This is a genomic window from Alloalcanivorax dieselolei B5, from assembly GCF_000300005.1.
In the GTDB taxonomy this organism is placed as follows: Bacteria; Pseudomonadota; Gammaproteobacteria; order Pseudomonadales; family Alcanivoracaceae; genus Alloalcanivorax; species Alloalcanivorax dieselolei.
Genome location: NC_018691.1, coordinates 3,995,100 through 4,016,938, shown reverse-complemented (window position 1 = coordinate 4,016,938; position 21,839 = coordinate 3,995,100). Strand labels below are relative to the sequence as shown.

Genomic DNA, 21,839 nt, shown 5'->3' with positions numbered 1-21,839 from the left:
ATGACCACAAAGGATGAGGATGCCATGAGCCCGAACCGTGTACCCCCCTGGCCGTTGGCTTCGATGACGTTCATGGCACTGGCCGGAGCGCTGGCGGGCGGTGCCGTGATGGCTTTCGTGGCGATGCTGCTGGGGGCCCTGAGTGGTTCCTGGATAGCGGCGGGCATCTTGTGCGCGGTGTTAGGTACCTTGGGAGCACTGACCGGATTCGCCATTGTGCTGCTGGTGCTGATCCGGGACCGGGTGACGGCCAGCGAACAGCGGATCCGGACATTGCTGGCGTCGGCTGACAGGGTGCCTTCGCCTCACGTCGCTTCGCAGCCGCCGGAGCCGGCTTCCGTGGAGCCGCCACTAGCTCGCCCGCCGGAATCGCCACCACCACCGTCGCAACCATCAACGCAGCCGCAACCGGAGCAGCCGCCCGGGAGGCCGCTTGCCCCGCCGGCGCCGTCCCTGTTTTCACGGGGCTTCCAGCGTATCGGTGCCTGGCTGAAAGGCGGCAATACCATTGCCCGCGTGGGCGTTCTGGTGCTGTTCATCGGCGCCGCGTTGCTGGCCAAGTACGCCGCGGAGAGTGGCCTGTTTCCGCTGGAGGTCCGGTTGGCGGCGGTGGCGTTGCTGGGGATGGCGTTACTGGGGTTGGGTTGGCGGCTGCGCATCCGGCATGTTGGCTATGCGCTGATTCTGCAGGGCGGAGGCGTGGCGATACTGTATCTGACCCTGTACGCCGCTTTCCGCCTGTTCGCTGTGATCCCCTCCGGGCTCGCGTTTTCACTGATGGTGGTGGTGGCGTTGGCCGCGGCGATGCTGGCGGTGGCACAGAATGCGCTGATCCTGGCGGTGATCGGCTTCGCCGGCGGTTTCCTGGCGCCGTTGCTGACATCCAGTGGCGCAGGCAGCCATATCTCGTTGTTCAGCTATTACACCGTGCTCAATCTGGGCGTCTTTCTGGTGGCCTGGTTCCGGGCCTGGCGTCAGCTCAATCTGGTTGGTTTTCTGTTCACGTTCGGCATCAGTGCTCTGTGGCGTGGAGGGGGCTATTCGCCGGAGCATCTGATCAGTACGGATCTGTTTCTGGGGCTTTTCTTCCTGATGTATATGGCGGTGTCCCTGTTGTTTGCCCGGCGCCAGGCGAAGGCCGATCTGGGGTATGTCTCGGGGACGCTGGTGTTCGGGTTGCCGGTGGTCACTTTCGGTCTGCACGCTTCCCTGGTCTCGCATCTGCCCTACGCCTTGGCCTGGAGCGCCTTGGCCTTCGCGCTGTTTTACCTGGGGCTGGCACTGATTCTGTTTTATCGGCGCCGATCGGAATGGCGCCTGCTGGCCGAGGCCTTTGCGGCTCTGGGGGTGATATTCGGCAGTTTGACGGTGCCCCTGGCGCTGTCCGGAAGTGCCACCGCGGCGATCTGGGCCGTGGAGGGCGCCGGGCTGTTGTGGCTCGGGGTGCGCCAGAAGCGAAAGCTGGCGCGGGCTTTCGGGGTCCTGTTGCAAGTGCTGGCGGCCGGACAGCTGATGATCGCCATGCCGGATTACCTGCAACCGACCATGCCGTTCTTCAACGGGATCTTCATGGCGGCGTTCGGATTGGCGGTGGCCGGATATGCGAGCGGCGTGTTCCTGTCCCGGCTGGGCGCGGCGCGGGCCTCCTACGAACGAGGGGGCGCCCGGATCCTGTTGGCGTGGGCGGTGTTCTGGGCTTTGTTTGCCGGTGGCGCGGAAGCGGGCGAGTACGCTCCCTTCCATAGCGAGGCGGGCTGGTTACTGCTGGTGCCAACCCTGATCATGCTACTGCTGACCTGGGCCGGACGGTGGCTGGCCTGGGAAACCAGCGTTCGCGTCGCGCCTTTGCTGGGCGCGGGTTTTGTCGCCATTGCCGGCCTGGCGTTGTTGACCCTGTCGCATCCGCTGGCGCATGGGGCTCTGTGGGGCTGGCCGGCATTGTGGCTGGTGTACTACCACACGTTGTGGCTGCGGGACCGGAGAGAGGCAACGTTGCTGCCCGGAATGACGCCGTGGCTGCACGCCCTGGGACTATGGAGTCTGGCACTGGTGCTGTTGCCCGAGTTGCCGTGGCGGATCGGCAATGTGCTTGATGGCGTCTGGCCGGTGCTCACCTGGGGGCTGATCCCGGCGGCGCTCATCACTCTGTGTGCCCGCTCACCGGGTGTCTGGCCCTGGCGGCGGCATGCGCCGGCGTACCGCTGGCAAGGGGCCCTGCCCCTGGCGGCGTTGGCCGTCGGCTGGCTGATCTGGATCAATCTGTCTCACGACGGTGCACCGTCGCCGTTGCCGTATTGGCCGTTGCTCAACCCTCTGGATCTCAGTGTGGCTCTGACAATGATGGCCATTGTTGGCTGGTGGAGGGAGACACCACGACCCTATCCCGTGTTCGCTGTATCGATGCTGGCGGCACTGGTTTTCCTGTGGCTGAGCGCCGCCCTGGTGCGTGCTCTGCATTACGGCGTGGGCACCCCGCTTGATGCCGCCGGGATGGTACATTCAGTGACGGTGCAAATGGCCTTGTCCCTGTTCTGGGCCCTTTTGGGGCTGGCCGCCATGATCACCGCCACCCGCAAAGGATGGCGCCCCGTGTGGATTCTGGGAGTGGCCTTGTTGGGCGTGGTGGTGGTGAAACTGTTTCTCATCGATATGGCGGGCACGGAAACCCTGGCCCGTATCGTCTCGTTCCTGGGCGTCGGGCTGATACTGCTGGTTGTCGGCTATTTCTCGCCGTTGCCGCCCCGGGGAAAGGAGTCTTCCTGATGCGTCTCTGGATTCTGCCTTGTTTCATCGCCGCGCTCGGTTACGGTTCCGCTACCCTGGCGGTGCCGCTACCGGATGATTTCGCCGAGGGCATTCCGATCACGCCGGTGGGGGAAGGGCGGGCCTATCAGTTGTCCTTGCCGGAACCGGTTTATCAGGTCAGCACCCGGGCCGATCTCGGTGATGTCAGGGTCTTCAATCGTGACGGCGGTGTGGTGCAGCACGCCTTCTGCGAGATCGAGGATCAGACCGAGCAAAACACCGTGGCGCATCCGGCGGCGTTGTACGGCCTGCCCCCCGGACGTCGCCCGGCCGAGCACCTGGGCGGTCAACTGGCCATCGACACCGCGGATGGACTGAGCATGCGCTGGCAGCGGTCAGAGCCGGAGGAGGGCGCATCGGCGGAGGCCGGTGCCTTTGAATACATTGTGGATGCGCGTGGGGTGGAACAGCCGGTCGCCGGTATTCGCCTGGACTGGCGCTGGCGCTCCCCGGAAGGACGGCAGGAACTGCCGATTCGTATCGCCGCCAGCGACGATCTGGATCAATGGAGAACCGTCGTCACGCGAACCACACTGTTGCGGCTGGACGGGGAGGCGCTGGAGACCGCTGCCGTGGCACTGCCGGAGCATCGCTACCGCTTTCTGCGCTTGATCCCCGAGGATGAACGGGCCCGGGACTGGTTGCGCAACGCACAGGTGCTGACCACGCGCACCGAGGTGGAATCCGTTCCGTTGATATGGGCGGAGACGGAGCGGAGCGCGGCCGATGCCCTTGATAGCCGGTTCCGGAGTTCCCGCCCCGCGCCGGCGCGGCAATGGCGGTTGACCCTGCCGGGGCCGAATCGGGTTCTCGAGGTGCGGTTGAGTTCCCGTGCCGACGAAACAGCCGCCTGGCGGCAACGCTTTCAGGGCCCGGTCACCTCGGGGCCGGAGACCGGGGCTACCGAAGCTCAGGATATGGCCTCGACGAGCGATGCGTTATGGCGGCTGGAAGTGTTGTCCGGTGGGGAAGCCCTATCCGGGGAACCGCCCTCGTTGCAACTGGGGTACCCGCCGATACGACTGGGGTTCCTGGCCCAGGGGGAAGGGCCATTCCTGCTGGCCTATGGCAGCCGCCGGTCCGCGCCCGCCCAAGTGTTGGATTGCGCGGTTCTGGGCGATGAGCCCGCGGCGGCGCGGGCGGAATTGAAGCAACGGCGCGAGCTGGGGGGCAACGCGGCTTTGCAGGCTCCGCCGAAGCAAACCCCGATACGGCGGATGGTATTGTGGGGGATTCTGATCCTGGGCGCGGCCCTGGTTGTCGCCATGGCGGTGGGTTTGCTGCGCAAGCTGGACAACCGCTGATTAGCCGTTGATTAACTGTAGATGATGACGAGGCCCGCCGGCGGGCCTCCGCCGTACCCGGTCAATAGCTGAAATGTACCGGGAAGGTGGCATCTGCCCTCCGCCAGATGCCTTCCAGGTTTCCCTGTTGATCCACCTCCAGCAGAAATTGTGCTTTGCCATCCGGCCGGGTCAGTTTCAATGACTTGTCCTGAGTCGTTTCCAGAGGATGCAGCGGGCCGGCCTGGGATTCCGCGTAGAACGATTGATCGACATCGGAGCTCCTGCCGAGAACCAAAGTGACGAGATCACCATGATCAGCCCGCGCGCGATAGATCCCCGGGTGAGGGTGTCGTCCCCTGGGCAACGAGCAGGAGGAGAGAGACTTACGCTCAAACAAACAACGGCCATAGTCGTTCAGCCAGGGCTGTAAAGCATCCCGGGAATAGCGTGCCGAGAGCCGGCCCAGATCATTCAGCGCCTGTGCCACGCGCGGGAACGGACAGTCGCGGGTGAGGGTGAGTTGAGCCGCCTCGAGGATCATGGTGTCCGCGACGGTCTGGTCATTGAGAAGCGCCTCGAGACACTGGGTGTAATACTCCTGTCGCGATTGCATTTCGTCGGAGTCCCGGGAAGCCCCTGTCTCATTTTTCAGGGCGGCCTCGAGCCTGGGGCGCCATTGTCGACGTACATCCTGATTCAGTGAAGCCAGCCCCTGTTTGGTAAACAGATCTTGCAAGCTCAATGGATGGCCGGTGGCGGTGTCGAAGCTGTAGGCGTGGGAGAAGGACGAAGGATACCCATTCAGTTGGGTGCCATGAACCGTCAGTGAAAGAAAAGCGCGGGTGTGGGCCAGGACAGTGAAATCCAGGCTGGTGAAGCCATGGGGTTTGCCGGAAGAGGTCCAGACCCGCTCAAAGGCGGTGCGGCCATCGACCGGAAGCTGACCGAGCGCGCTGGCTTGCAGCCAGGCATTGATGCGCCAGGCGATCCATCCGATGTTGCAACGCGCGGTGGGCCCACAGGAGGAACCGGTGATCCAGGGAAACCGGAAGGTGGTCTCCAGATCGGGGTGCGTGGCGGCGATCGCCGCCACCGACAGCCGGGCCGGCCAGGGGCTGGGCGGCAGCGCTTGCGCCATGGCGGACACCGCGGACATAGCGGTGAGCATGAGAGCGCCCGCCATGCCCAACCAGCCGACCCGGCGTCCTGACCTAGCAGCAGGGGAGCGCTTCGACACCAAGGGTATATAACCCTTCTTGCCAGCTTTCGTCAGAAGAACGAATGATGAGTTCATAATCTCCTGGTGTCCTTAAAAAAACGTCGAGGTGTTCGTCGGTGTCGTCACCGCTGTCGATGGCTGCATAGTGGCTGCCGTGGTCGACCAGAAGATAGGCGCTGAAATCGTCGGAGCCGAAGCGAATCCGATATTGCCCGATCTTGTCCACGTGCAAGGTGTGTTTTGCATTGAGCCCCTGCAGCCAGTCCTTGATCGTGACGCCGGGCACCAGAGGGGCGATGCTCTGAAGCTCGGTGGTCTTGACGCTCACGGTGTACTGTCCCAGAGAGCGTGGGGAATTCCCACCCACGGCCAGTAGATAGGAGCCTTCCCTTTCGATTTTCTGGCTCAGATGGGCATGGTAGCTGTGCAGAGCTGTGTCGCTTTGGCCGTTTTTCTCGTGCTGTAACAAGGTTCCGTCGGGAGCGAACAGGGAAAGATAGCTGTTGAGCCCGCCGGTGACGTCGAACCTGGCCACCTGGTTGGCCGCCAGCTCAACCCGGTAGAGATGATAACGACTGCCGTCGTTGAAGTTCATGGGTGCTTCGGCCGTTAACCTGTCTTCGGTCTCGTCGCCGGGCTCCAATGGCCGGGGCGTGGCCTCGGATGCCCTGGCCTGGAGAGCGGCGAATAGCAGGATCAGGCTGAAAAGCGCCATCAGCCGGCGTTTCCCGCCGGTTACCGAAAGACAGGGTGGTGATGAGAGTGTCATGGGGTCATCCCGAGGCAGTGGCTTGGATAGCGTTCTTTGGAGGATCAGCGCCGACGTTTCTGAGCAGACTCCAGCAGGAAGGTATTCAGACTCAGAACGTGCTTTTTCAGTTTGGCGAAGTTCCAGACGAAATCGCCCCACATGTTCATCGTATATTCCCGTTCGGCGGTGACCACGATCAATTTGTTGGGTCTGATGGGCAGAGCTCTGAGGCTGAGAGTATTGTCCTGAACGGTTATTTCTTTTATCCGTTCAACGGGAATCTCGTAAAGCAATCCGGTGCGATCGGATGACAGCGTCAAGCGGGCTTCCGTGCAGAGCAGCAGCTTGCCGTCGTCGAAAACGCGGTGCACCAGCCACAGTAATGCCGTGACGATCGGGAGTGGCCAGGCGATGAACAGATCCAGACCCTCGAGGGACGTGTCGGTATACAGCGCGAAGCTGATGACAACGATTACGGTCAGCATGAAACCGCCGCAGCCGGCCAGAGCGATGAAAAACGCCACCCGCCAGAAACCCGCGTAGTACCAGGAAAATTCTGGACAAACTGATTGAGACGAGTGGGTGGGTGTGGTCATCACTCATGGCTCGAAATGAAAGGCGTGGCGGGAGCTGTAAAAATCTTCCAACGCCTCGGTCCGCTTATTGCGGTAGTTCATATAGTAGACCACGTGAGTTTGGCCAAGCCGGGCGTAGCGCACCAGATGCCAGTCCTGTTTGGCCTCAAAGATCAGCCCGCTGTCGTCGGCTACCAGAACGCTTTGATCGCCGGACACTTTGTCGGCGTCGAAGGAGAAACCATCATCATCGCGCATGTAGATCCCGCCGGATGGACGTTCGAATTCCGACTCGCCCGGTTGCAAGGGAACCTTGACGCTAATGTAGTCGCTTTTCCCATCGTTGCTTTGGAAGACCATGTTTTCTCCGAGGGAAAGCATGTAATAGCCGCTGCCGGACCAGTGTTCGGCCGTATAGCCCTGAGGAAGGGTCATTTTCGCGCCTTCGAACAGGGAGACGGATTGTGCCGGCGAGAACGGGCCGAGGGTGTTGTCCATGTAACTATCCAGGCTGACGCTGTTGTCCGCGCCGGTGGTCCGGGCGTTATTGGCGATAACGCCGAACCGTTTGACCTCGTCCATATTCCTCAAGGTGCGGGTGGTGATCAGCAGGGTGCGCCCGTGGCTCAATGGCACCGTCCGATACAGGTCATAGCCGGCAAGATAGGCCTCATCCTCGGCTTCGTCGTACTCGGTGAAGGCATCGACAAACAAGCCATCCTGTTCATACAGGCGGTAAGTTCCGGGCCAGCGGCTTTCTTCCGCGACGTCCTTTGGCGGCGCGTCCTTGATCGTCAACGTCAGGTCCGGGTTCACCTGATTGAACAAAGGCTGGTCAGTCTCGGGCTCGGCCAGGGTGAACAAACGCCATTGCTTCGGCCCTTGCTGATGGACATAAAAGCCGTTATCCCCCGGCGGTAGATTCAGGGTAAAGGCCTCGGGGAAAGCAACGGTCACACTGTCGCCGGCCTGAGCCGGGATGGTCAGGTCGGCGTGTTTTTCGGCCTCTTCCCGTTTCATCGTCTCGATGTGCTGGTGCCGCTCATCCAAAGCGTTCTTGAACTCGGCTTCGCCGTCCAGCGGATGGGGTTTGATGAAGAAGATGTTCTCGCGGCCGTCAGACATCAACAGTTTCAACTGGCCGTCAACCAACTTCGCCGTCAATTGTGTCTTCAAACGCTCCATGCGCTTGTCGTCCGGCTCGGGCAGCAGAGCGAGCGGTTTGTCCGGTTTTTTAGCGTCATAGGCGACCAGGCTGCCGTCTTCGTCGTCGTAGACGAAGAAGCTCGACTTGCCGAGTCCCGCCAGGGAAAGAGGAGACAGCATGGCGGTTTTGAGAACGAACCTGGTGTCGTCCGGGCCTTGCACGTGCCAATAGCTTTTTTCCGCCAGGGCGACGCCTGGTGCCACGGTTAACATGGTCAGCAGGCCGAGCCGCAGAGCGGTTTTAATATTCGTAGCGGTCATCATGGAAGCTCGGTAGCTCGGAGTCGTAGTAGAGGGCGAGGATGCCACCTCGCCCTCCCTTGGGACGTTCGTCACCGGACCAGCTCGATGCCAGCTCACACAGACAGTCGTTCTCGATACTCAGGCGCACGGCGCCGTTGTCGAGCCGCCAGAAATAGACCTTGCCGCGATGGTCTTCCTGGCTGGCGGTGACGGGACCGTATTCTTTCTCCAGGCGGGTCTTGAGGGTCATCACCTGATCGTCATCGAACACGTCCAGGGGCTTTTCCCCTTTCACGCCATCGTAGTTACCGACCCGCGAGGTGATGATGTACAGGGTGTCGTCCTGGTCGGTAAGAAAGGCGGGGGCCCAAAGGGGGATATCGTGGAAGTAGACGTTGGGTCGGGCGGTTTCCTCTTCCCAGTCGATGGAGAAGTTGCCTCGCAGGACGTCCCGGGCCTGATACTGTTCACCAAAAAGGAGCACCTGCAGGTTCATGACCTGATCAGAAGGTTCCCGTGTGTAAGGAATATGGTTGTCGTCGAGCAGCCGGGCGATAGCGGTATCGCTGTCCAGCTCATCCAGGTCCAGCCTTGGGGCGCGGTCCGCACAGCCGCTCATCGCCAGTATCGCTCCCAGGCAAAAGCACACGGGCCGGAGCAGATCTCCGTTGATACTCATGAGTACATCCTTTGCAGTTTTATCGACATGGTGATCCCTCCATGCTTGGTCAAAGTATAGGCAGCCCTGGTTTAACCCGCAAAAACCGTGGCCTGGGGACAGGTGATCAACGCAACAGCCCCCGCTTGGCGCCGGCCACGGTCAGCGCCATTTGTCGCGGCAGCCAGGGCATGCGATACATCAGCGGAAAGGCGATGTCACGTAACGCCGGGACCCACTTGCCATGAGACTGGAACAGGGGCGTCAGCCAGCGGCTCATGTTCTGGTAGAAGCGGATCGAACTGGCCCGCCGCCGCTGGAAGCCGGCCCATACTTGGGGCCATTGATCCGCCTCGGCCATGGCCTGGCCCAGGGCCTGGGCATCCAGCAGTGCCATGGTGCCGCCCTGGCCCAACTGTGGGCTCATGGCATGGGCGGCGTCGCCGATGATGCCCAGCCGGTCCTCGCCCCAACGGTGCAGAATCACATCGCGGTAAGTGGCCTGGAGCAGATCCTCGGAAGACCGCAGGTGTGCGAGCAACGGCGTCAGGTCCGGCCAGAACGCGGCGGTTTCCTGTTTCCATTGTTCGAACGGATGGGCGCCATTGCGCCAGTGGGGCATGTCGGCCACCGGCAGGCTCCAGAAAAAGCTCAGCAGCGGCGTGTCGGGGGCGTCCGGAGTGCGGCCGGTGGGCAAAACCCCGGCCATGCGATGGGCGCCCTCGTAACACTGGCGCAGCCAGGCGCCGTCGAAGCCGGCTTCCATTGGCATAATCGCCCACAGTGCGCCCCACGGGTATTGCTGGTCATAGTGTACCCAGCCGGCGGGCCGCAGGTGGCTGTTGCTGCCGTTGGCGATCAAAGTAGCGTCGAAGCGATGCTCACCCTGGCGGGCTCCGGCGCCCACTACCACCGTGACCCCCAGAGGATCGTGTCGCAGGGCGTCCACTCGGGTGCCCAGCCAGCGTTGATGGGCGTAGGCGTCCAGACTGTCGCTCAGAACGTGGCAAAGACTGGCCCGATGGACTCCGAGTCCCTGTACCCCGGGACCCAGCAGGTGATAGCGGGTATCCATCAACACCCGCCCGGAGCGGGTCACTCCGTGGAGGCCGTCCATGGGGGCTCCCAGTTCGGCAAGGGCCTGATAGCAACCCAACTCCCGAAGGACCGACAGGCCGGTGGGCTGCAGCAGAATGCCGGCGCCTACCGGTGCCAGCGCCGGTGCTTGCTCCAGCAGGGTGATGTCATGTCCCTGGGCGGCCAATACCCGGGCGCTGGCCAGTCCGGCGGTGCCGGCGCCGATAATGGCTATGGATTGCGATTTCACAGGTGGTGCTCCCCCGGTAACCAGCCTGGCATTATACGCACCCGGCATTCTCGTGCAGGGGGCTGTCTGGCATTGAAACCGTGCCTGTGCCATGATTTTGGCCGTCATCAAGGATGTTTCGGCACTGAATGGAGTCAGACCATGCCCCCCTTTGACGAGCTGCGAGACCTGTTGACGTCCGCGCTGTCGCTAAAAGACCATCGCCGCCTTTATCGCTTCGCCCTCGACGACAACACCACCCCGTTGCTGGTGGAGCGCTGGTGCGGTGACGAAGCCCTGTCCGCCCCTTCGGTGTGGTGGGTGGATGTCCTCACCGGTAATGCCCAATGCCCGTTGGGGGAGTGGTTGGGTCGTAAGGCGACCCTGTTCACCCGCCTCGGCGATGGCAGCGAAACACCCCGCACCGGCCTGGTGGAAGAAGTGTCCCTGCTCGGTGCCGATGGCGGCCTGGCCCGCTACCGCTTCACTCTGAGGCCCTGGAGCTGGCAGCTCAGTCACGGCCGCCACAGTCAGGTGTTCCAGGACAAGAGCGTGGTCGATATCGCCGGCGCCGTGTTCGAGCGTTACGGTGAGTGGGCCAGTTGGCGGCAACGGGATGACGTGGCGCCGTTCCTGCAAGCCGTCAGGCCGCGCAGCTACTGTACCCAGTACCGGGAAACGGACGGTGATTTTATCCATCGTCTGCTCGCCGAGGAGGGGCTGGGATTCCGTCTGGTCGAAACCCAGGACGCGCCCGCCGGGCATCATCTGGAACTGTTCTCCGACAGCCGCCTGTTACCGGAAGACGCCACCTCCGAGGCTCAGGGCGGTGTGCTGGTGCATCGTGGTGATGCCAGTGAGGAAGGCGATGGCCTGCACCGCCTGGGGCGTCGTCGTCGCGCCGGGGCTCAGCGACTGACCCTGCTCAGCGAGGACTACAAAACCCGCAAGGCCACTCCGGTACAGGTGACGCTCGCCGCCGGCGGTGAGCGTGATCAACCGGTGGAACAATACGACAGCGTGGGCCAGTACGCCTGGAAAGACGCTGAGGAAGCCCGCCATTACGCCGAATTGCGTGCCGCCCATGCCGAAAGCGTGCGCGACTACTGGCAGGGTGAAGGCGCCGTGCGCACCTGTCGTGCCGGCACCTTCCTGCGGTTGCGGCAGCCGCCGCAAGGGTTGGCGGTACCGGATGCGCTGCTGCTGACCCGGGTCCGGCACCTGGGCATCAACAATCTTCCCGCCACGGCTCAGGGACAGATAGCGCACACCCTGGGAGAAGCACCTCCCTGGCCTGACGCTCAAGCGCGGGAGGCCAGCGAGCGACTGGCGGAACGGGCCGCGCAACTGGGCTACGCGAATCTTTTTGAGGCCCAGGATCAGGGGCGTCCGTGGCGGCCCCGTGCCACCGATGAGCAGGGCCGCTGGCGCGGTCGTCCGGTGGCGCGGGGCTATCAGACTGCCCGGGTGGTGGGGCCGGAGGGTGAGCCCCGGGTGAGTGGCGGTGAGGAGGTGTTCAGTGACGGCCTCGGACGGGTCAAGGTTCGTTTTCACTGGCAGCGCGGCGATAGCGACGACGATCGCGGCACCTGCTGGCTGCGGGTCGGACAGTGGCAGGCCGGCCCCGGCGCCGGCGTGCAGTTCGTGCCGCGCATCGGCCAGGAAGTGGTGGTCGGGTTCATCGGCGGCGACATCGACCGGCCGGTGATTCTCGGGGCACTGTATAACGGCCAGGGCGAAGGCGGTATCGCGCCAACGCCTGGCGGGATCGGGGGGCGGGAGAACAGCACCGACGTCTTCGCCCGGGCCCACGATGTTGCCGCCAGCGCCCGCGCCAATCGCGGCGGTGGTGCCGCGCCGCCCTGGCATGGCGCCAGCCCCGATACCGCCGGTCACGGCAACGCCGCCGCCTTGTGGGGCATGCAGTCCAAGGAGTGGGGCGGGGACGGCTATAACCGTCTGGTCTTCGACGACAGTGATGATCAGTTGCGGCTGCAACTGGCCAGCAGCCATGGCGACAGCCAGCTCAATCTCGGCCACCTGATCCACCAGGCCGGTAATTATCGCGGCAGCTTCCGGGGCGAAGGACTGGAGTTGAGAACCGATGAGTGGGGCGCGGTCCGGTCCGAGCGGGGGTTGTGGCTCAGCGCCTGGGGGCGGGATGACCCCGATGCGCCCGCCGGCGATATGGAAGACGCCGCCGCTCTGCTGGATCACCTGCGGCAACTCGGACAAACCCTGTCCCAGGCCTGCGCCCGCCACGGCACCGCGGTGCTGGCCGCCGCCGAAGGCTCCGACCGTTCCGGCGCCTCCTGGCTGATCGATCAGGAAGCGCCTCTGAACGCCCTTTATACCAGCACGTCAACCCGGGTTACCGGCGCCGATTGCGGCGCGGCTCTGGGAGAGGCGCCCCAGCACAACACCAGCGGCGGCAATGACCGGGTGCCCCACAGCAGCCACGCCTTGTTGGGATTAACCGCCCCTGCCGGCATCGGGTTGCTGGCGGGCCAGAGTCTGACCTGGAGCAGCGCCGAGACCCTGGCCCTGGCCAGCGGCCAGGACAGCAACCTGGCGGTGGGCGGTGATTTGCGTCTGCACAGCGGGCAGTCCCTGGGGCTGCTCGCCGCCGCCGAGAGCGTCGATGGCGACGCGCTGACTCTGGTCAGCGCCGAAGGCGAGGTCCGCTTCGAAGCCCAGCATGAACGCCTGCGCGTGCAAAGCCGTGACGACCTCAACATCACCAGCGCCAACGGCCCGCTGGAACTGGCCGCCGGCCAGTCCCTGCATCTGGCCACCAGCGCCGGGGCCCGACTGACCCTGGAAGGCGGCGACCTGATTGTCAGTTGCCCCGGCGAAATCAAGGTGGAGGCCGGCAAGAAGTCGTTCCTGGGCGGCACCCAATTGAGCCGGGAAATGAACAGCTGGCCCAACACCCAATTTAACAAGAAGGTGCGTGTCAGCATGCCAAGCGGCGCGCCGGCGAAGAACTACCGCTACGAAATAGTGCGCGCTGACGGTGCCAGGATACAGGGCGTGACCGATGCGGACGGTTGGGCCGAGGTGCAGAACGCGAACGCGCTTGAGAAATACAGCATGCGTCTTCTTGGGCCGAGTAAAGGCTGAGGGTAACCATATGATCGGTACGGAGACGTTGTGAGAAAGTCTGTTTTGGGACTGGTAGTGATAGCGCTGACGATGCTGTTGGCCGGCTGTGGCCCATCCGAAAGTGAAACCAAGGACTATGCGCTTATGAATCAAATTCCCCTGACCGTTGAGTGCGTGGGGCACATGCGTATTGGGCTGCCGGAAAAGGGCGTGAAATCATGGAGCGCAACGGTGGATGGCGCCGATCTGAAGAGGCTGAAAGGGCTGAGTAAAGACGCCTTCATGGACTATGTTCAGGCAAGAAAGAACGAAGTGGCCGCGTTGCCCCACCATTCCGAGGCGAACCGCTTGGTGGCGTTTCGCACCTTTGGAGAGAGTGGCGCCATTTTACTGTATCGGGAGGACGCGTTCCAAACCGAGGTGGTGGAAATGGACCGATACTTTTGGGTTGAAGGTGGTCAGGGTTCAGGCACAGGGTATTACCTGGATTCCGGCTCTCATTTCGGCCAGGTGGAAGAGGATCTGGCCAGGTTCGCCCGCATATTCTCACAGTTTTCCACCCGGCAGCCCGGTGATGAATCCGCATCGGGAGGGTTTTGCATTGACGGGGCCTCCTTGACCTCCGATGACGTAGGCGTGGCAACGGATGTGACGGTGTCCGTGCCCGGACAGCCGGGCTGGGACCTGTATGTCAGCTACGCCAGGTTGGGCGGGGGCAAGGCTGTTCCGGAAACGGAAGGCATTGATCCGCGGTTGGCTACCGCGGTGGGAAGCATGGAACTGGAGCAAGAGAAATATCGGAAGCAGGCTCAGGCGGACCCGGATATCAAACAAGAGGCGGACTACCCCAGGGAATTTGAAGTGCTCAGAGAGAGCAGGCGCGAGATCGGCGGGGTAAAAGGGGGAGAGGCAGTCTGGAAAAAAGAGCTGAATGATGGCCAGGTGCTTTATACCTTTTTATGGATGGATGAAGCGCTGACTGAGCAGAGCGCGGTGGTGGAAATGAACACCAGGCAAAGCGGTGAAGACAGCTCTTCCGAGGAGAGGATGCTCGCCCTGTGGGATGCGGTGCTGACGTCCGCGAAATTCCAACTGTACTGATCGAAGCCGTTGCTTTCCGGATTTTTTCTCAAAACAGGGATTGTTGATTATGGTCGAGACACGCCGGATTCAAACCTCCGTTGATGAGGACGGGGTTCCTTCATCTTCCCATGCCATGTCCTCGGCATCCGACGAGGCCGCGGATGAGGTGGTGGCGCCTCCGGCCGTGGCCGTGCCCATTGTCTTCCTGCCCGGAGTGATGGGGAGCAACCTGCGAGCCAAGCGGGATATTCACCTGAACGCGGTTATCAGAGGGAAACCGGTCAGACGACGATTGGCACAGGCCGGCGATCGAATCTGGGATGTGGACAGGGAGGCCAAGTTCAGTCGAAGCGAAGGCCCCTTTGCATGGTTGGGCAGAGGGCCCGCGGAAAGACAATTGTTGCTGAACAAGGAATCCGTGGAAGTCGACGATGGCGGGGAGATCGTCGAGGGTCGGGACGGGCGCCAGACCGCAAGGGGAAGAAGGTACTATCCGAGCGGGAGGACCGAGCAATCCCGGTTGGCACTGGCCAAGGCAAGAGCACGGGGATGGGGGCAGATCAGTTGGTACTCATATGGTCCTTTTGTCGACTGGCTTGAAGAACGGTTGAATGGTGGGGCCATGGAGTCAGGCAGTCCCAACGCGGTACTGAGTGAGCTGCTGTCGTTGTCAGGGACCGCCCCGGCGGGCGCTACCGGGAGCGTGAGTCAATTACAGGAAGATCAGGTCAGGAAACTGCTCGATATTTATTTCCCTGTCCATGCCTTGGGTTACAACTGGCTGGATTCAAATCTGGACTCCGGCGCCGATGTCGCCCGGAGGATCGAGGCGATTATCAGTCAGTACCAGGACCGCCATGTCTGCGAGAAAGTCATTCTGGTAACGCACTCGATGGGGGGGCTGGTGGCGCGGGCGGCCTCCGAGTTCGCGGGCGCGAGGGACAAGATTCATGCTGTTATTCATGGCGTGATGCCGACCGATGGCGCCGCGTTGTTCTATAAGCGGCTTGTTGGTGGCGGATTCGGAGAGGGAGAAGGGTTTGTCGGCGGGATCACCGGGTACATGGCCGCCCAGGTCCTGGGCGAGACGGCAAGGGAGACGACACCGGTTCTGGCCCATGCTCCTGGTCCCTTGGAGCTTGCTCCAAATCGTTTGTACAACCAGGGGCGCCCCTGGCTTTTTATAAAGTCGGCCGCCGGTGGCACCATGAAAAGCCTGCCGGAGTCAGGCAATCCCTATGGCGAGATATATCGGGCGGGGCGAGAGTGGTGGCGCGCGATTAATCCGGACTGGCTTAATCCTGCCCAGTTGCCGGATGCACTTCCCAATCATGTCAAGGCGCTTGCCAAGGCGGAGGGCTATCATGCCGTTTTGGGGAACGCCGGGTTTCACCCCGAAACTTACGCGCATTACGGTCGGGATGGCGAATACAGAATCTGGGGTACCGTCACTTGGGTGGCAACGCCAATGGAGGCCATGAGGGGCGGCCCGGGCAATCTGCCTCAGGCCTGGCAGGAACGGCCGGCTTTGCCGATTGCGGGGGACCCCGCCGACTGGGCCGTCAGCTTCAATTGGGGCGGTCGCCCGAAGCGTAGCATTGATGACGGGCTCAATGAACGGGTTCGATGCGAGATCGACTCGCCCACCGATGCGGGAGATGGCACCGTGCCCGCCAACGAGGGCGCCGCCGGAGTATCCCGGGCCAACCCAAAAGTGTTGTGTGTGACATCGGGACACGACCACCAGGGCAGTTACGAAAGCGAAGAGGTGCGCCGTTTCGTCCTGGACGCTGTCGTACGTGCGGCTACGTCAATCACCGTGTGATGGCCGTAAAGACTCAATAATCCCGCTGCCGTGGCCCGAACCGTGGTGCTTCCTTCTTGAAATTGGCGTTCATAGCGGTGCGCTGATTACGGCTGCGCAGCAGCTTGAACTGCAGCCGGGATTCGTGCAGAAAGGCCTGTTCTTCCGGAGCATTCCAGGTGTCATGGAACAAGGCCTTGGCGGCACTGACCGCGTCCGGGGACCGTTCCAGCAGTGCCTCGGCCAGTTCCCGGGCGGCCTGCTCAGGCGTCTCGGACACCCGGGTGACCAGGTGCAGGCGTTCCGCTTCACGGGCGTCGAAGCGGCGGCCGGTCATGGTCAGTTCCTTGGCCACGTCCAGGGGTAACAGCTCGCGCAGGGTGACGGTGCCGGTCATATCCGGGATCAGCCCCCATTTGATTTCCATTACCGAGAATTCGCAATCCGGCGTGGCGATACGGAAGTCCGCCGCCAGCGCCAGTTGCAGGCCGCCACCGTAGCAGTAGCCATGGGTCACCGCGATGACCGGTATCGGCAGTTGCCGCCAGGCCCAGCAGGCTTGCTGGAACAGGTTGGTTTTCTTGATGCCGAAACGGGTGAAGGCGAGCAGCATCTTCATGGGTGTCCTGGTGACGCGGCCAAAATCCAGGCCGGCGCAGAACGCTTTGCCATCCCCCTTTAGAATGACCACCCGCACCTGGCGGTTCTTCCTCAGCTTTTTCGCGCAATCGACCAGAGCCTGAAGCATCTCCAGATCCAGTCCATTGTATTTTTCCGCCCGCGCCAGGGTAACGGTGGCGATGTGATCGGCGATGTCCAGGGTCAGGCGATCCCGAAAAATATCGGTCATGGTGATGTTCTCCTGTCGCTGGTCAGCGGCCGGGGGCAGGGATGCAGGAGGCTTCCACCATCTCCCATCGTTTGCCGTCGCCAAGCCGTTCCAGCCAGCAGCGTTGGTTATTGAGCAACAGTCGGAAGGTCTCCGGCCGTTGCAGGTTCCGGCCATTGATGGGCGGGCGGCTCAGATCCCGAGGCGGAGCTCGCTCGATCACCAGCAGGCTGTCGCGCGTGAGCGCGTCATCGGCCAGCAGGACCGGTTTGTCCGCCGGCAGGGCGTCCCGGATCTTTTCCCGCAGTTCCTTTTGGTCCGCTTCCGTGCCGGACAGCAGCGCCGGAGTGTCGCCGCCCGCCGGTTGCGACTGGCAGGCGCCGAGCAGTACCAGAGTGCCCAGCGCCAGTGCTGTTTTCGTAGGGCTCATAGTGTCACCGGGCCGGAGTCATTATGCGGTTTTCCCGCCACGGTGCCTTGTGGACACGGCCATCGTCGATGGGCGGCGTGGTCAACGATCGGCCTAAGGCATGACGGCTCACCGGCGATGGGCAGTATCCAGTGTCGATGTAGTGCAGGGCCGTGGCCAGGCGCGCTTCATTGATGTCGCCGAGGTCATGATCGTAATCGTCCGCCACCTGGCAGCCCTGCACTCCGGCCTGGCCGTCGTCGGCGCCGGGCACGAAGCCGTCCGGGTAATCGCCGAAGCCCTTGGCGTTGACGCCCTGGAACTGGATCGTGAAGTAAGTGGTGCCGCAGTTGTCGGTGGGATAGAACCCGTAGGGTTTTCCGCAGGTGCGATCGCCGATCTGAATCACCTCCACATCCACACCGCGTAGCCCGTTGATGATGGATTCACTGGCGGAGCAGGTGGTGGCGCCGGTGAGTACGAACACTCGCGACAGGTTCAGATTGGGCAATGGCTCGCTGGCCGGAACCGAGAAGCCCAGGGTGGTGTGGTAGAACGGCGTCGGAGTCAGGGGCTGGTCAGTGACCGGGTTGATTTGCGGATGCTGATCATTGAACCGGGAGATCTCGAAAGCTTGACCGGCGGTCCGCGCAGGGCCGGCGATCATGTATGAAAGCTGACTGGCCAGCGCGAGATAGCCCCCGCCGTTGTAGCGCAGATCCAGTACCAGTTCGTCGATGTCATTGCCTTGCTGTAATTGCTCCACCGCTTCCAGTAGCGCTTTTTCTGCGGTGGCGATGTGGTCGTTGAACAGCATGTAGCCTACCCGTTTGCCGCCGGCGCTGGTCAGCACCTGTACTTTCTGTACCGGCTCGGAGGTGATGGTTTCGGCGGCGAGTGTGATGGTATGCAGGCTGTCATCGGGATATGCGAACTCGAACTCATGTTGCTCGTCTTCGCGGGTGGGAAACAAGCCCGCGTTCAGCGTATCCACGTCATTGCTCCATTCCATGCTGACGCCGTCGACGGACAAAAGCCGGGCGCCTCGTGGCGGCAGGTCGGGGCGGTCTTGCTGATCGTGATAGGCCACCCGCACGTCCCGTGGCAGGTAAGGATCGACGATCACCCACTGCATGCCGTAACCCAGTGCCACGCCGGATTGGGATTGCGCGTTCCATTCGTCACTGGACATGGTGAAATGAAATTGATCCTTCGGCGTGCCGCTGGCGGTGATGGCTTCCGTTTTCAACAGGTCGAAATAAGCCAGCGGGTTATCATAATTGCCGGGATTGCGATCCTGGATCTCGTCGTACCAGAGGTAGGTCTCGTGGCTCCAGGCGCGCAACCAGTTGTTTTCATCCAGCACTGATCCCGCCACATCGGGGTACTGGTTGCCGCTGCGTGGCCTGAGGCACTGATTGGCGAATTGTCCGGCGTCGGCGAACTGGCCGGCTTGCCAGGTGGTTGCCGGGCTGCTTGAACCGCCACCGCCACCTCCTCCGCACGAGGAAAGAAGGACGAGAGCAGACAATAGTGTGGCGTGACGAAAACCTTCCATGGTGATTTCCTTATTATCGTGTTGTTGTGCGGGCGCCGGGGCGGCCCATCCCGGGCCGCAGCGTAAACCGGCTCCTGTGACGGTTTGATTAACCGTTCAGTTTTTGTTGCAGCAACTGGTTCAGTTGCTGGGGATTCGCCTTGCCCTGCGTGGCCTTCATGGCCTGACCGACGAAGAAGCCGATCTTTTTCTTCCGTTTGGCGTCATCGGAGCCATGGTAATCCTCTACCTGTGCCGGGTGGTTGGCGATGATGTCATCGACGATCTTTTCCAACTCGCCGGTGTCGCTCATCTGCTTGAGGCCTTTGCTCTCGATGATTTGATCCGGGCTGCCCTCGCCGGCCCAGCAGGCGTCAAACACCTGCTTGGCGATTTTGGAACTGATAGTGCCGTCCTTGATGCGCTGGATCAGTTCACCAAGATGTTCGGCGCTCACCGGACTTTGCGCGATGCCGATGTCGTCGGCGTTGAGACGCGCGGTCAGTTCTCCCATCACCCAGTTGGCCGCCAGCTTGGCGTCGCCGCCCTGTTTGGCCGCCGCTTCGAAGTAGGCGGCGGTGGCGAGGTCGGCGCAGAGCAGTTCGGCGTCGTATTCGGAGAGCGCGTAGGCTTCAACGAAGCGCGCTTTGCGGGCGTCCGGCAGTTCCGGCAGCGCGTCACGCAGCTCGTTGATTTCCTCTTCACTGACCAGCACCGGCAACAGGTCCGGGCAGGGGAAGTAGCGGTAATCGTTGGCGTCTTCCTTGCTGCGCATGGCGCGGGCGGTGTTGGTTTCGCCGTTGTACAGGCGCGTTTCCTGCACCACTTCGCCGCCGTCCTCGAGCACATCGATCTGCCGTTCCACTTCCAGTTTGATGGCTTTTTCCATGAACCGGAACGAGTTCAGGTTCTTGGTTTCGGTACGCGTACCCAGCGGTTCGCCGGGACGGCGCACGGAGATGTTCACATCGAAACGCATGTTGCCCTGGGACATATCGCCGTCGCTGATGCCCAGGGAGGTGACGATGGCGTGCAACTTGCGGGCGAAGGCCACGGCTTCTTCCGCGTTGCTCATGTCCGGTTCGGAGACGATCTCGATCAGCGGCGTGCCGGCCCGGTTCAGGTCGATGCCGGTCATGGCCCGCCCGGTTTCGTCGGAGAACGCTTCATGCAGCGATTTGCCGGCGTCTTCCTCCAGGTGGGCGTGGTGAATGCGCACGCTCTTGCGAGTACCGTCCTCCAGTTGCAGCTCGACCACGCCGGCGCCGACGATGGGCTCGGCCAGTTGGGTGGTCTGATAGCCCTTGGGCAAATCCGGGTAAAAATAATTTTTCCGCTCGAACACGGACCGGCGGCCGATTTCCGCGTCAATGGCCAGGCCGAAGCGGATTGCGTGGCGGATTGCTTCACGGTTGACCACCGGCAGAGTGCCGGGCATGGCCAGATCAATCAGACTGGCGTTGCTGTTCGGTTCGTCGCCGGTGCGGGTGCTGCTGGCGGAGAACAGTTTGGAGACGGTGGCCAGTTGCACGTGCACTTCCAGGCCGATAACGGTTTCCCAACTCATGCGAACGCTCCCGGAATCCGTTGGTGCCAGTCGGTGGCCAGTTGATAACGATGGGCCACGTTGAGGATGCGGCCCTCCTGGAAGTAGTTGCCGATGACCTGGGTGCCCACCGGCAAGCCGTTGACGAAACCGCTGGGCATGGACAGCGCCGGCAGGCCCGCCAGGTTGACGGCGATGGTGAAGACATCGGCCATGTACATGTTGATCGGATCATTTACCTTGGCGCCGATCTTGAACGCGGTCTCCGGGCTGGTCGGCCCCATGATCACGTCCACCTCGGCGAAGGCGCGGGCGAAGTCGTCACGGATCAGGCGGCGGACCTGCTGGGCGCGGCGGTAATAGGCGTCGTAGTAGCCGGCGGACAGGGCGTAGGTGCCGACCAGAATACGGCGTTTGACCTCCTCGCCGAAGCCTTCGGAACGGGAGCGTTTGTACAGATCCAGCAGATCCACGGGATCGTCACAGCGGTGACCGTAGCGCACGCCGTCGAAGCGGGACAGATTGGAGCTGGCCTCCGCCGGCGCGATCACGTAGTAGGCCGGCACCGACAGTGTGATACTCGGCAGCGACAGTGGCACCAGTTTGGCGCCCTGTTTTTCCAGCTCCCGCAGCGCCTCGCGGCTGCTTTCGGCGATGGCCCCGTCCAGAGTCTCCGGGAAAAACTCTTCCGGAACGCCGATCCTGAGACCCTCCAGATTCTGGTTCAGGTCGTTGAGATAATCACCCACCGGCTGGTCGAGGCTGGTGGAATCCTTGTCGTCGTGGCCGGCCATGGCGCCCAGCATCAGCGCGCAGTCGGCGGCGCTCAGGCCCATCGGGCCGGCTTGGTCGAGGCTGGAGGCGAAAGCGATCATGCCCCAGCGCGATACCCGTCCATAAGTGGGCTTCAGACCGGTGACGCCGTTCAGTGCCGCCGGCTGGCGAATGGAACCGCCGGTGTCGGTACCGGTGGCGGCCGGAGCCAGGCGCGCGGCCAGAGTGGCGGCGGCGCCGCCGGAAGAACCGCCGGGCACCCGCTCCTGGTCCCAGGGGTTCTTCACCGGGCCATAAAAGCTGGTTTCGTTGGAGGAGCCCATGGCGAACTCGTCCATGTTGGTCTTGCCCAGCATCACCGCGCCCTGTGCCGCCATTTTTTCCACCACGGTGGCGGTGTAGGGAGCGATGAAGTTGTCCAGCATGCGTGAGCCGCAACTGGTGCGGACGCCTTCGGTACAGAAGATGTCCTTGTGGGCCACGGGCAGGCCGGTGAGCAGTCCGCCTTCGCCCCGGGCGAGGGTGGCGTCGGCGGCGTCGGCCTGGGCCAGGGCCTGCTCCTCGGTGACGGTGATCAGACTGTTGAGTTCACCGTCGAATTGCCGGATGCGGCGCAGAAAGTGTTCGGTCAGCTCGCGGGAGGAGAATTCCCGGGCGGCCAGGCCGGCTCTGAGTTCGGTCAGGGTCTTGGTATGCATGGCGT

General features: G+C 62.6%; 16 protein-coding genes. 5 read left to right on the top strand and 11 right to left on the bottom strand.

Annotated features, from left to right (window positions below; all coding sequences use genetic code 11):
• Both B5T_RS17840 and B5T_RS17835 read left to right on the top strand, forming a co-directional pair.
• A complete protein-coding gene (locus tag B5T_RS17840; RefSeq protein ID WP_014995939.1) occupies nt 1-2,763 on the top strand; it encodes a DUF2339 domain-containing protein in 2,763 nt (920 codons plus the stop codon).
• Nucleotides 2,763-4,109 carry a DUF3999 domain-containing protein gene (locus tag B5T_RS17835; RefSeq protein ID WP_014995938.1) on the top strand — a complete coding sequence of 449 codons (1,347 nt, stop codon included), beginning with the start codon at nt 2,763-2,765 and terminating at the stop codon, nt 4,107-4,109. Before B5T_RS17840 ends, B5T_RS17835 begins: the two co-directional genes overlap by 1 nt.
• Before the next feature lie 61 nt (nt 4,110-4,170).
• Here B5T_RS17835 and B5T_RS17830 read toward each other — a convergent pair whose 3' ends face one another.
• The 6 genes from B5T_RS17830 to B5T_RS17805 all read right to left on the bottom strand — a co-directional run bounded on the left by B5T_RS17830 (nt 4,171) and on the right by B5T_RS17805 (nt 10,070).
• Nucleotides 4,171-5,274: a hypothetical protein gene (locus B5T_RS17830; RefSeq protein ID WP_041717104.1), complete on the bottom strand. Its 1,104-nt coding sequence runs from the start codon at nt 5,272-5,274 to the stop codon at nt 4,171-4,173.
• A 28-nt stretch (nt 5,275-5,302) separates the two neighbouring features.
• Nucleotides 5,303-6,079: a hypothetical protein gene (locus B5T_RS17825; protein ID WP_148279295.1), complete on the bottom strand. Its 777-nt coding sequence runs from the start codon at nt 6,077-6,079 to the stop codon at nt 5,303-5,305.
• A 44-nt stretch (nt 6,080-6,123) separates the two neighbouring features.
• Nucleotides 6,124-6,660 carry a hypothetical protein gene (locus tag B5T_RS17820; protein ID WP_148279294.1) on the bottom strand — a complete coding sequence of 179 codons (537 nt, stop codon included), beginning with the start codon at nt 6,658-6,660 and terminating at the stop codon, nt 6,124-6,126.
• A complete protein-coding gene (locus B5T_RS17815; protein WP_014995934.1) occupies nt 6,661-8,106 on the bottom strand; it encodes a hypothetical protein in 1,446 nt (481 codons plus the stop codon).
• On the bottom strand, nt 8,084-8,764 hold the full coding sequence (locus B5T_RS17810; protein ID WP_014995933.1) for a hypothetical protein: 681 nt from the start codon (nt 8,762-8,764) through the stop codon (nt 8,084-8,086). The genes B5T_RS17815 and B5T_RS17810 overlap by 23 nt, the downstream gene beginning before the upstream one ends.
• Nucleotides 8,765-8,870: 106 nt before the next feature.
• The gene (locus tag B5T_RS17805; protein ID WP_014995932.1) at nt 8,871-10,070 is read right to left on the bottom strand and encodes an FAD-dependent oxidoreductase; all 1,200 of its coding nucleotides are present in this window, start codon (nt 10,068-10,070) and stop codon (nt 8,871-8,873) included.
• 141 nt (nt 10,071-10,211) lie between these two features.
• Between B5T_RS17805 and B5T_RS17800 the strand changes: the two genes are divergently transcribed.
• Genes B5T_RS17800 through B5T_RS17790 form a run of 3 tightly spaced genes read left to right on the top strand, consistent with a single transcriptional unit; the run spans nt 10,212 to nt 16,062 of the window.
• Nucleotides 10,212-13,172: a type VI secretion system Vgr family protein gene (locus tag B5T_RS17800; protein ID WP_014995931.1), complete on the top strand. Its 2,961-nt coding sequence runs from the start codon at nt 10,212-10,214 to the stop codon at nt 13,170-13,172.
• 30 nt (nt 13,173-13,202) lie between these two features.
• Nucleotides 13,203-14,255, top strand: a complete 1,053-nt coding sequence (locus tag B5T_RS17795; RefSeq protein WP_148279293.1) for a T6SS immunity protein Tli4 family protein — start codon at nt 13,203-13,205, stop codon at nt 14,253-14,255.
• 49 nt (nt 14,256-14,304) lie between these two features.
• A complete protein-coding gene (locus tag B5T_RS17790) occupies nt 14,305-16,062 on the top strand; it encodes an esterase/lipase family protein (protein WP_014995929.1) in 1,758 nt (585 codons plus the stop codon).
• Between the two features lie 13 nt (nt 16,063-16,075).
• Here the strand turns inward: B5T_RS17790 and B5T_RS17785 are convergent, their stop codons facing one another.
• From B5T_RS17785 to gatA, 5 genes are all read right to left on the bottom strand, one after another.
• A complete protein-coding gene (locus B5T_RS17785; protein WP_014995928.1) occupies nt 16,076-16,891 on the bottom strand; it encodes a crotonase/enoyl-CoA hydratase family protein in 816 nt (271 codons plus the stop codon).
• Between the two features lie 22 nt (nt 16,892-16,913).
• The gene (locus B5T_RS17780) at nt 16,914-17,300 is read right to left on the bottom strand and encodes a hypothetical protein (RefSeq protein ID WP_014995927.1); all 387 of its coding nucleotides are present in this window, start codon (nt 17,298-17,300) and stop codon (nt 16,914-16,916) included.
• 4 nt (nt 17,301-17,304) lie between these two features.
• Nucleotides 17,305-18,837, bottom strand: coding sequence for a S41 family peptidase (locus B5T_RS17775; RefSeq protein WP_014995926.1), 1,533 nt, complete (start codon nt 18,835-18,837; stop codon nt 17,305-17,307).
• An 88-nt stretch (nt 18,838-18,925) separates the two neighbouring features.
• Nucleotides 18,926-20,383 carry an Asp-tRNA(Asn)/Glu-tRNA(Gln) amidotransferase subunit GatB gene (gene gatB, locus B5T_RS17770; protein WP_014995925.1) on the bottom strand — a complete coding sequence of 486 codons (1,458 nt, stop codon included), beginning with the start codon at nt 20,381-20,383 and terminating at the stop codon, nt 18,926-18,928.
• Complete coding sequence (gene gatA / locus B5T_RS17765) at nt 20,380-21,834, bottom strand: Asp-tRNA(Asn)/Glu-tRNA(Gln) amidotransferase subunit GatA (RefSeq protein ID WP_014995924.1); 1,455 nt, start codon at nt 21,832-21,834, stop codon at nt 20,380-20,382. Before gatA ends, gatB begins: the two co-directional genes overlap by 4 nt.
• Nucleotides 21,835-21,839: the final 5 nt, after the last annotated feature.